The organism is Shimwellia pseudoproteus (genome assembly GCF_016415625.1).
Lineage (GTDB): Bacteria > Pseudomonadota > Gammaproteobacteria > Enterobacterales > Enterobacteriaceae > Shimwellia > Shimwellia pseudoproteus.
Genome location: NZ_WBXP01000072.1, coordinates 1 through 11,174, shown reverse-complemented (window position 1 = coordinate 11,174; position 11,174 = coordinate 1). Strand labels below are relative to the sequence as shown.

Annotated in this window: 9 protein-coding genes and 1 pseudogene; 8 read left to right on the top strand and 2 right to left on the bottom strand. The window is 56.8% G+C overall.

The window, feature by feature from the left end; all coding sequences use genetic code 11:
• Window positions 1–97 precede the first annotated feature (97 nt).
• From F9C28_RS18860 to F9C28_RS18825, 8 genes and pseudogenes are all read left to right on the top strand, one after another.
• Window positions 98–925, top strand: a pseudogene (locus F9C28_RS18860) (lipopolysaccharide biosynthesis protein); the annotation flags it as partial.
• A 2-nt stretch (window positions 926–927) separates the two neighbouring features.
• Window positions 928–2,313: a capsular biosynthesis protein gene (locus tag F9C28_RS18855; RefSeq protein ID WP_199016821.1), complete on the top strand. Its 1,386-nt coding sequence runs from the start codon at window positions 928–930 to the stop codon at window positions 2,311–2,313.
• Window positions 2,306–3,310 (top strand): glycosyltransferase family 2 protein, encoded by a 1,005-nt coding sequence (locus F9C28_RS18850; RefSeq protein ID WP_199016820.1) that lies wholly within the window; start codon window positions 2,306–2,308, stop codon window positions 3,308–3,310. Before F9C28_RS18855 ends, F9C28_RS18850 begins: the two co-directional genes overlap by 8 nt.
• The gene (locus F9C28_RS18845; protein ID WP_199016819.1) at window positions 3,307–4,527 is read left to right on the top strand and encodes a glycosyltransferase family 4 protein; all 1,221 of its coding nucleotides are present in this window, start codon (window positions 3,307–3,309) and stop codon (window positions 4,525–4,527) included. The genes F9C28_RS18850 and F9C28_RS18845 overlap by 4 nt, the downstream gene beginning before the upstream one ends.
• Window positions 4,520–5,623 carry a glycosyltransferase family 4 protein gene (locus tag F9C28_RS18840; RefSeq protein ID WP_199016818.1) on the top strand — a complete coding sequence of 368 codons (1,104 nt, stop codon included), beginning with the start codon at window positions 4,520–4,522 and terminating at the stop codon, window positions 5,621–5,623. The genes F9C28_RS18845 and F9C28_RS18840 overlap by 8 nt, the downstream gene beginning before the upstream one ends.
• A 62-nt stretch (window positions 5,624–5,685) precedes the next feature.
• Window positions 5,686–6,090 (top strand): hypothetical protein, encoded by a 405-nt coding sequence (locus F9C28_RS18835; protein WP_199016817.1) that lies wholly within the window; start codon window positions 5,686–5,688, stop codon window positions 6,088–6,090.
• A gap of 22 nt (window positions 6,091–6,112) precedes the next feature.
• Window positions 6,113–7,531, top strand: a complete 1,419-nt coding sequence (locus F9C28_RS18830) for a DUF4832 domain-containing protein (protein WP_199016816.1) — start codon at window positions 6,113–6,115, stop codon at window positions 7,529–7,531.
• 11 nt (window positions 7,532–7,542) lie between these two features.
• On the top strand, window positions 7,543–8,061 hold the full coding sequence (locus F9C28_RS18825) for a serine acetyltransferase (RefSeq protein WP_332909431.1): 519 nt from the start codon (window positions 7,543–7,545) through the stop codon (window positions 8,059–8,061).
• On the opposite strand, the gene F9C28_RS18820 is transcribed toward F9C28_RS18825, so the two are convergent.
• Window positions 8,052–8,447, bottom strand: a complete 396-nt coding sequence (locus F9C28_RS18820; protein WP_199016815.1) for a (R)-mandelonitrile lyase — start codon at window positions 8,445–8,447, stop codon at window positions 8,052–8,054. The two genes, F9C28_RS18825 and F9C28_RS18820, sit on opposite strands and share 10 nt — an antisense overlap.
• A gap of 198 nt (window positions 8,448–8,645) precedes the next feature.
• Entirely contained in the window at window positions 8,646–10,868 is a 2,223-nt protein-coding gene (gene fhuA, locus F9C28_RS18815) for a ferrichrome porin FhuA (protein ID WP_199016822.1), read from the bottom strand.
• Window positions 10,869–11,174 lie beyond the last annotated feature (306 nt).

Genomic DNA, 11,174 nt, shown 5'->3' with positions numbered 1-11,174 from the left:
TTGAACTTTTGCTTTGTCACAGGATGTCGCTACAGGGTCAGGAGTGTGGTGATCTGATCCTAATTTCGGCTAAAAGTTCGATTTATTCAACAAAGCCCGTTTTTTGATGTTCCAGCGCATTATGGTCTCGGTGGTGGTGATTATCTCTCTGCTTATCACCTCACACCCGCAGGCGTTTTATATCTGGTGGACCGCCCTGATGCTGGTGCTGATTGTCAGCTGTATTTTCCGGGCCTTCCGGGTGCGCACCGTGAAAATGCAGCACTTCAGCCTGGCCAGTAACCTGGCGTTCTTCCGCGAACACCGCCACCACCTGATGAAAGTGGGCAGCGCCGAAGTGCTGGCAATGGTCAACAATAACCTGCCCATTATGCTGATTAACTTCTGGTTCTCGGCGCTGATCGCCGGGTACTTCTCTGTGGTGATGCGCTTTTGCCTGTCACCGGTGATGATCATTGGTAATGCGGTACGTAACTCGATTTTCTCTAAATGGTCGATGGACTTCCGCAACCACACCTTTAACTACCCGGAATACAAAAAAATCCGCCTGCTGCTGTTTGTGCTGGGGATTGTCTGTACCCTCGGGGTGTTAATTTTCTACCCGATAGTGATGCGACTCGGCTTCAGCCAGGAGTGGATCGCGTCTATTCCGTCCTCCCGCTATATTCTGCCCTATTTGTTCCCGGCGCTGGCCATCAGCCCGCTGACGGTGATTGAGCTGATTTTTGGCTCTCATCGCTATTTTCTGCGTATCCAGATTGAGCAACTGGCGATTATCTTACTGGCGTTTCTGGCGGTGCCCTGGTTTGGCCACAGCTACCCGATGGCGCTGGTGACGTTCTCCGTTCTGACCCTGGTGCGCTACCTGTTTATTCTGCTGAAAATGAATAAACGTGCCGCCCAGCTTAGCCAGCAGGTCGGCTAGTTATGGCGCTTAATACCGGGTTCTGCCTGCAGGTTTACACCGTTATCTCCCTGGTCATTTGTGGCCTGGTGCAGTATTTCACCGGTGTGCTGGCGGTGCTCTGGTTGCCGGTCATTATGGCCTTTGTGATGGCCGGGTTGCTGGTGATGCAAACCCGCCGGGAGCCGTTATCCCTCGATTTGCAGGAGATAATGGTACTGGTTATCTACCTGTGCTTCCTGGCACTGGCGCTGATTTCCACCGTGTTGCAGGGGGGCGTCACGGTCACCATCGTGGGGTTTAAAAACGAAGTGGCCATGTCCCTGGTGCTGTTTTGCCTGCTGCTGGGGTTTTGCCGCGAATCACAGATTTACCGGGTATCCCGCAGTTTGTACTGGATTTTTTATGCCCAGATCCCGGTGGCGATGGTTCAGGTGCTGGTGATGGTGCCAAGGCGGGTTGCTATCCGGGGTGAAGACGAAAAATGGGACTCGGTGGTCGGTACATTCGGTGGCGATCCGATGGGGGGTGGTAATACGGCAGTCATGGGGCTGTTCTGCCTGCTCATTATGCTGATGAAGCTCTCCGAGCTAAAACACGGCGCTACCACCTATCGCTCGACGGCGCTGCATCTGTTGATCGGCTTCGGGCTGTGCATTATTGGCGAAGTGAAATTTATTATTCTGCTGTCGCCTTTCCTGATGGCACTGGTCTGGAGTATGTCCTCCTGGACTAAGGGCGCACCGAAGATAACCCTCAAGACGCTGCTGATTATCGCCGGTGTGATGGGGGGGCTTATCTCGATTGCCATTATGGTGCTGGCGGCGGGGTACTCCTCTGCGTTTGGCGGCGATGCCGGGAAAAGCTCCCTGAGTATTTTCCTCGACTCTCTGGACTATATTTTTGATACCAACTACATCATGGCGGCCACCGGCGAGCTGGGGCGGCTGACCACCATCTTTTTCTGGGCCAGACACAGTGATATGTGGGGCATCTCCAGCGTGTTATTTGGCTACGGGCTGAATGCGACCAACAGCGGCAGTGCGGTTTCTCCTGGGTTCCTGAACCTGATTTTCCGGCTGATCCTCGATTCCACCGCCCTGAGTATGCTGCTGTGGGAGGTGGGGATCATCGGCACCCTGCTGTTTATTGGCATGATCTTGTGGATTATCCGGATTACCTGGCCGACGCCAACGATCGCGCTGGCGAATCTGGGGATTGAGGACCGCCGCCTGCTGAGTTATGGCCCGGCGTTTACTGTTTTTTTGATTGGGTGTTTGTTGAGTCTGCCCTATAGCCAGACCTTGATGATAATCCCTATGGTGCAATTTTTGTTTTATCTGGTGAGTGGTTCTGCGTTGGTGATCCGCCGCGCTGTTCAGCGTTCGACCGGGAGTATGTATGAGTGAACTGCCTTTTATTACCGTCAGTATTAAGACCTTCAACGAAGCGAAAGGGATCGAGAAAACCATCGACAGCATCCGTCGCCAGCTGGTGGCGTATCCCCATGAGATTATTGTGGCGGACAGCTTATCTACCGATAACACCCGGGAGCTGGCGGCCGCCAAAGGGGTGACGGTGGTCTCCCTGGTACATCCTGAGGAGCGCTGCTGCGGGGTTGGCCACCAACTGGGCTACCTGTACAGCACCGGGGAATACCTGCTGCTGATGGACGGCGATATGGTGCTGGAAGAGGGCTTTATCGATGCGGCGGTCGGGTTTCTGAAGAGCCATGCGGAGTACGCCGGGGTTGCCGGGACGGTGGAGATGGACGAAGGCAGCAACTACGAGTTTAAATCCCGTAAACAGCGGCTGCACAAAATTTACCCCCTCGGGGACAGTAACCATCTGGGGGGCGGCGGCCTGTACCGGCGCAGTGCGGTGGAAAAAGTCGGCTATATGACCCATCGTGGGCTGCACGGTTATGAAGAGGCTGAGCTGGGTATCCGGCTGCGTAACGCCGGCTACAAATTGCATCGCCTTGATGTGCCCTATTTCAGCCACACCTCCCACAATATGCCCACCATGAAGATGTTGCAGTACCGCTGGCGCAGCCGCTTTTTAAGCGGCCCGGGGGAATTGCTGCGCAGCGCATGGGGTAAACCCTGGTTTCGGGAAGCGTTTAGCGTCACCCGCAACGAAGCTATCTTTACCGTCTATTTACTGGTGCTGTTGCTGGCGCTGATCAGCGGCTCCGGCCTGCTGTTTGCCATCGTGCTGCTGCCGCTGCTGCTCTTTATCGCCCTGAAAGCGGTGAAGAACCGCTCGTTGCTGGCCGGGCTGCACAGCGTACTGAACCTCGGGGCATTTTCGGCCGGGCTACTGCGCGGCCTGTTTACCCCCTTGCCGGATCCCACCCAGCCCCCGGATAGCCAGGTGATTCATCACCAGGACGGAGAAAAATGAAAGTCCTGCTCGTTAACAAATTCTTTTTTATTAAAGGCGGCGCTGAAACCGTTTATTTTCAGGAACGTGATCAGTTACGCGCCGCTGGCGTCGGGGTAGCGGAATTTTCCATGCAGCATGAGAAAAACCTGCCCTCTGACTATGCCAACTGGTTTGTCAGTAATGTCGATTACCACAGTAATAGCGGCCTGCAGGGCAAGCTGAAAGCGGCAAAAGACTTTATTCATAATAGCGAAGCCTGCCAGAAGCTGAACGACCTGCTGCTGCATGTGCAGCCGGACATTGTGCACTTCCACAATATTTATCATCAGCTGACCCCGTCGCTGATTAGTGTGGCCCGGCGCTTTGGCTGTAAAACCGTGCTGACGGCGCACGACTATAAAATTGTCTGCCCCTCCTACACCATGCTGCGTAACGGCAAGGTCTGCGAGGCGTGCCTGGACGGATCGGTATTTAACGCGTTCCGCTATCGCTGCCAGGAGGGGTCTGCCGGTAAGAGCCTGCTGCTGTCCCTCGAAGCCCTGTACCAGGATGTGACCCGCCACTACCATCAACTGGATGCCATCATTTCACCCAGTGAATTTCTGCGTAATATCTTGATTCGTAAAATCAAAGATGTACCGGTAGAGGTTATTGTTAACGGGATTGATGACACCCTGCAAGCCGGGGACAACAGCGACGGCGGCTATTTTCTCTATATTGGCCGCCTGAGCCGGGAAAAAGGCGTGGACACCCTCGCCCAGGCCCACGAAATGATGCAGCACCCGATCCCGCTAAAAATTGCCGGGGACGGCCCGCTGTACCAGGATCTCTATGCCCGCTTCCCGGGGGCGGAATTCCTCGGTTATCAGCAGCAGGGTGAAGCGCTCAACAACCTGATTCGCCACGCCCGGGCTGTTATCGTGCCCTCTGAATATTATGAAAACTGCTCAATGTCGGTACTGGAAGCGATGTCCTTCAGTAAGCCGGTGATCGGCGGGAATATTGGCGGGATACCAGAGCAGGTGCGTGACGGTATTGAAGGCCGGTTATTTGAACCCGGCAACGCCGGCGCCCTGGCCGCGATTCTCGACGACATGGCGGTGAACCCGGATAACGCCCGGGTGATGGGCGAAAATGCCCGCCTGCGGCTGGAGCAAAAATACGCGCTGCGGGTGCATATTGCGTCACTGATGGCCCTGTATCAGCAACTAGTAGCAGGCAAATCCCATGATTAAGCGCATCACCGTTCTTGGCACCCGCGGTATCCCGGATGTCTTAGGCGGGGTAGAAACCCACTGCCAGAACCTGTATCCCACCATCAAGGCCCAGCACCCGGCGCTGGATATTTGCGTGATTGCCCGCTCGCCCTATGTGAAGTACCGGCGTAGTGAGTACCGCGGCGTGAAGACCCGGGCCATTTGGGCACCGAAGAAAAAGTCCCTTGAGGCCATTGTGCATTCGGTACTGGCGGCGTTCAGCACCCGCTTTGATGGTTCTGATGTGGTGCACGTGCACGCCATTGGCCCCGGGCTGGTGGTACCGCTGCTGCGCCTGCTGGGGAAAAAGGTGGTTTTCACCCACCACGGGCCGGACTATGACCGCCAGAAATGGGGGCGTGTTGCGCGCCTGGCCCTGGTGATGGGCGAACGGATGGCGGTGAAATACGCCAACGAAGTGATTGTTATCTCAGAGGTGATCAACCGGCTGATCCAGAACAAATATCGTCGAATGGATGCCCATCTGATCTATAACGGGGTTAACCCGCCAGTGACCCTGGAAGAACCGCACGTGCAGCATACCCTCGGGCGGTTTGGTATCACGGCCGGGCACTATATTGTCGCGGTCGGGCGCTTTGTGGAGGAGAAAGGCTTCCACGATCTGATCACTGCCTGGCGCCAGTCCGGTGTGGCACAACCCCTGGTACTGGTGGGGGATGCCGACCATGCGACCCCTTACAGCGAGAAACTGCGCCAGCTGGCGGCGGATAACGGCGTGATCCTGACCGGTTTCTTGCGCGGTGCTGAATTACAGGCGGTCTTTTCCCGGGCCGGGCTGTTTGTTATGCCCTCCTACCATGAAGGGTTGCCCATCGCCCTGCTGGAGGCCATGTCATGGTCACTGCCGGTGGTGGTCAGCGATATTCCCGCCAATCTGGAGGTGGGGCTGGACCCGCAGGTGTATTTCCCGGTGGGCCAGGTGGACCGGCTGGCAGCACAGATTGCCGCACGGTGCGATACCGGGCACGTAGACTACAGCCGTTATCTGCAACGCTATGACTGGGCGACAATTGCCGCCCAGACGATGCAGGTTTATCAACAGACGCAATCATAATACGTAGGTGCTGGTAGGTAAGCATTTTGTGACCATTTCGTAAGCATATAGCCAGGTACATTTTGGATACTCCTGAAAAACGGCCTATGGCCATTGAGCGCTTCTACCAGGCGCTTGATGAAGAGACAGCGGCATCACTCACCCCGGCGCAAAAAACCGCGCTGGAAGATGCCGTGCTGGCCATCACCTTAACCACCCGCCAGCGCATTGATATCCGGCGCACGGTCTCCTTTTTTGGTCGCCGTTACTTTTATGTGCTCCTCGTTGGGCGCGATCGGCGCCGGATGCCGCGCCGGGAGTCCACCCTTGGGCGCCTGGCTATCTCGGTGCTGGTGGTGTTCTGGCTGCTGTTTTGCGCCGTCTCGATATTTATCACTCTGTATCTGATTAAGTCCGCATTAGGTATTGATATATTTAAAAATTTTCACGTTGGGATCTGGACATGGCTTATCGAACATCAGCGATAGCGTGCCGGCAGGAGGGTGCCCTATGGGCCTGAAAAGACGATTGACCCTGGCAATCGGCAGCGTATGCCTGATTAGCCCTCTGGTGCTGGCGGCGCCGGACGCCAGCGACGGGACCGTTACCGTGCACCCCGCCGCGGTGAGTGGGGTGCTGGTAAACCCCGGGATCGGGGTGGCCAGCTTTCATGATGGCTACGGCGAGCCGCCCGGCCCAAGCGAGTACCCGGATACCGGTATTGAATATCAGCGTTTTTACTGGCGGGATCTGGAGCCACGGGAAGGGCAGTATAATTTCGCGCTGGTGGACAGCGCCTTTACGGTGGCGGCCCGGCATCAGCCGGCCATGAATGTCGGCCTGCGCTTTATGGTGCTGGACGATCCGGCCAGCGGATCACAAATTCCTGACTGGTTGATCAATAAAGGGATCAAGGGCAACTGGACGCCGGACGGTAAAACGTTTGTGCCGGATCTCGACGATCCCCAATTCCAGGCCTATGCCGGGAAGCTGCTGGCGGCCTTTGGTAAACGCTATGATGGCAACCCTAATCTCGCCTACCTTGATATCGGGATGGTGGGGTCATGGGGGGAGTGGCATAACAGTAACTTCCCGTCTATCACGCCACTGGATAAGCGCTACACCACGGAGCAGCTCAACCGCTATGTGGACATGCATTTTAGCGCCTTCCCCCACACGCCAAAAATTATGCTGATCAGCGGCGGCCAGAGCCTGGCTTACGCCGCCCAACGCGGCGCGGGCTGGCGGGCGGACTGCTGGGGTGACTGGCATAACTTCACCCCTACCTGGAGCCACATGCGCGACGATTACCCCCAGCGGCTACAGGCAGCACAGCAGGCGTGGTCCGGCTTTGATAGCGCCTGGAAAAAGGCACCGGTAAGCCTCGAGATCTGCGGTTATATGGCCGAGTGGCAGAGTGTGCAGCACTACACCCGTGAGCAGGTTCAGGCCAGTTTTGACTGGGCGTTGTCCCAGCACGCCAGCACCCTGAATCTTAAATCCCGCCCGGTACCGGCGGCGTATCGCGATATTCTCGACCACGCGCTGGAGAAAATTGGCTACCGCTTCCGGGTGGTGGCGCTGAGCCACCCGGCCAGCCAGCATGCCGGACAAAACATTCAACTGACCAGCGTCTGGCGTAACGACGGTGTGGCGCCGGTTTATCTGCGTTACTGGCTGGCTTACCGGCTGGTGGATGCCCAGGGCCATACCGCGCTGATGGGCAAAACCCTCGACGATATTCGCCAGTGGCTACCCGGCGAGCATCGGGCGGCATTTTCTCTCGCCACCCCGGGCAACCTGGCGGCGGGCCAGTACCATCTGGATGTCGCCCTGGTGGATGCCCAGGGACAGCCGCGTATTAACCTTGCCAGCGCCGGTAAACAAGCCGATGGCTGGTACCGGTTATCCAGCATTACCGTGAATTAACAGGAGGAACGGTGGCGAATAATATTGGCCGTGCCTGGCGTGAAATCGCCACGGCGGGCACCCTAAAAGCGAAGCTGGTGATTTTGCTGTACCGCATGTCTACCCTGTGGTGTCGCCGCAACCCGCTGCTGCGTCTGACAGGGCTGCCCTTTGTTATCCTCAATAAGCTGATTTCTGAATGCCTGTTCAGCGTTGAGATCCCGCACCATACCCGCATCGGATATGGCCTGAAAATCTACCATCCCCACGCGGTGGTGCTGGGGCGTGATGTAGTTATCGGCGAGAACTGTACCCTGCGCCAGGGGGTGACCATTGGTAATGTGACCCACCGGGACGGCACCACCAGCGCTAGCCCGGTGCTGGGTAACGATGTCGAGCTGGGAGCCAGCGCGATTATCCTCGGGGCGGTCACTATTGGGGATGGGGCAACAATCGGTGCCGGGACCGTGGTCACCAAAGACCTGGCCCCGGGCGCTGTCGCGGTGGGCGGGGGTTTTCGCCTGCTGGCGGCGCGCGGCGATCAGCCCTGATACTGGCTGTCGCTAACCTGCTCCAGCCACTCAACCGGGCTGCCGTTTACTGACTCGGCAATGGCGATGTGGGTCATTGCCGTGTCGGCACTGGCCCCGTGCCAGTGTTTTACCCCTTCCGGGATCCACACGATATCCCCATGATTAATCTCATGCTTTTCTTCCCCCCACGCCTGTAGCCAGCCGCGGCCCTGGGTAACTATCAGGGTCTGGCCCAGCGGATGGGTGTGCCAGGCGGTGCGGGCGCCGGGCTCAAACGTCACGGTGGCACCGCCTACCGTTGCCGGGGCCGTGGCCTGGAAAGGTGCATCAATACGTACCTGGCCGGTGAACCAGTCTGCAGGGCCCTGACGGGAAGGTTGTGAACCGCTACGGATAATCTTCATTCTTTTCTCCACTTACGGGTGAGCTGTGTACCCGGACCCTTTCAGTGTAGAACGATTGCGAAGCGATAATTACCCCGCTAAATACGCAAGCCGCTATGAGCGGTCTTCATCAATCAGGTGGCGGTGAGGGGCGTACAGGGGGGCATCTGGTGGGAAAGTGCCCCCACCGTGAAGGCGGGGGCATGGGGTGTTGTGAGATCAGAAGCGGAAGGTTGCGGTACCCACCACCTGGCGCTCCGCGCCCCAGTAGCACGCGTAGTCGCGGTAGCAGCTGGAGACGTATTTGCGGTTAAACAGGTTGCTGACGTTGACTGCCAGCGAGGAGCCCGGCAGGCCAACCCGGGCCAGATCATATTTGATTGCCGCATCCACCAGGGTATATCCCCCGACCTCGAAGGTCTGGTTCTTTTTCTCTTCCGTGGTGTAGTAGCTGGAGGTTGAACTGGTATAGCGGGTACCGGCGCCCAGGGTTAAGCCGCTTAGTGCGGTTTCATGGAAGGTGTAATCCGCCCACAGTGATGCCATATGGCGCGGCACTTCCGCCGGACGGGTCCCTTTATATTGCGTATCTTCGGTGTATTTGGCGTCGGTATAGGTATAGGCCGCCGTCACGTCAATATTCTGGTTTACCGCCGCTTTGGCTTCAAATTCAAAGCCCTGAGAGCGAATTTCGCCGCTCTGAACACTGAATGCGGAGTAATCCGGGTCCGGATCCGGCGTCAGGTTGTTGTTTTTGGTCAGGTGATACACCGCCGCGGTAATCGAGATTGGCTTATCTTTCGGCAGGTACTTAATCCCGGTTTCATACTGCTTGCCGCGGGACGGATCGAACGGTTTACCGCTGCGGCTAGCGCCGGAGGTGGGCTCAAAGGATTCGCTGTAGCTGAAGTACGGCGCCACGCCGTTGTCGAACACATAGTTCAGCCCGCCGCGCCAGGTAAACTGCTGATCCCGGCTTTGCTCGGTGTTTTCGGTGGAGCGGGTAAACGTTGAGGTTTTGGCAAAGTCATAGCGGCCGCCCAGGGTCAGTACCCAGCGGTCCCACTCGGCCTGATCTTGCGCGTACAGGCCGGTTTGTTCCTGGCGGTTGACCACGGCATACGGGAAATTCACGTTGACGTTGGCATTGCCGTACTGCGGGTTGCCCATGCTGATGGAGTCAGCAGAGCCGTACTGGGCGTCAATATCGTTACGCATCCGCGAATAATCCACCCCGGTGAGCAGGGTGTGTGCGACGGGGCCAGTGGCAAATTTGGACTGCAGCTGGGTATCCACGGTGAAGGTATTCAGGTGCTCGTCAGAACGGACGTAAGCGCGTTTGATCTCCCCCGGTGCGCTATAGCCATTGCCATAGACTGCGCGGTAGAGGGTGTGCACGTCGGAATAGCGTAAGTTCTGGCGCACGGTAAAGGTGTCATCAAACTGGTGCGCAAAGCTGTAGCCGACCATCTGCTGGCGGCGGCTCATGGTGTTGTCGTGCTCACCTTCGTTAAAGTCTTTCGGTAATTTATGGGAATTACCCTCGGCATCGACATAAGGCACCACCGTTCCTTCCCGGGGTAGCCAGCCGTAATAGCCCGCGTGGGGATCGCTCTGGAAATTGCTCAGGAAGGTAAAATCGGTTTTATCATCCGGGCGCCAGCTGAAGGACGGCGCAATGGCGTAACGGGTGGATTTGGCCATGTCTTGCTGGGCATTTTCACTGCGGCCCAGGCCGGTTAAGCGGTAAGACCAGACACCATTATCATCAATGGCATCGCTGAAGTCGAACCCGGTCTGCCACAGATTATGATCGCCGGCTTTAAACTGAATTTCGCGCAGCGGTTCCGTGGTTGGCCGCTTGCTGACCATGCTGACGATCCCGCCCGGGTTACTGTTGCCATACAGCACCGATACCGGCCCGCGCATCACTTCAACACGCTCCAGGAAGTACGGGTCCATGGACATTTCTGAGTAGTTATTGCCCGGCAGTTTCAGGCCATCAAGATACTGGTTGGTATTGACGGTGCTGGGGGCGGTGAAGCCACGGATCGAAACCACATCATAGGTGGATGAGCTGCCGCGGGTGGCAAACACCCCCGGGGTGTAACCGAGGGCTTCTTTCACGGTCTGGGGCTGGCGCATATCCATTTCTTCGCGGGTCACCACGGAAACAGACTGCGGGGTTTTTTCAATCGGGGTATCGGTTTTGGTGACAGTTGCGCTGTGCTTGGCCGCGATGGTGGCCGCCGGGCCCCAGGCATTCTCCTGCTCTGCGGCAGGGGCTGCGGTAACGGTAATGGTTTCTGGGTTCGGGCTATCCGCTGCCTGGACAACGGCAGGCAGACTGCCAACCGCAGTGGCAACGAAAATGGCAAGTTTCCCAAGGGAGGTATTCCCGGAAGAGGTATTGCCAGGACGGGCAATTTTTAGGCGCGACATCATTATGGGTTTCTCTGACGAGTGGATTAAATGATAACGTAAACGATAATTATTATTAGATCGGGAATGGTAATCGAAACCGCTAACGGCTGGCAAGTAATATGGTGACCGCATGTTTTTAATGGATTAAGAAATAACCATGCTTATTATCTGTGTTAAATGAAATGTCATTTCACTTTTCGTTAAATAAGGCGTTCGGGCCGCGAATTGATTAGGGAAGGTGCGAACAAGTTCCTGATATGAGATCATCATATTCATCCGGAGCGCATCCCAGAGGGACATCATGAGCCATCAACTCACCTTCGC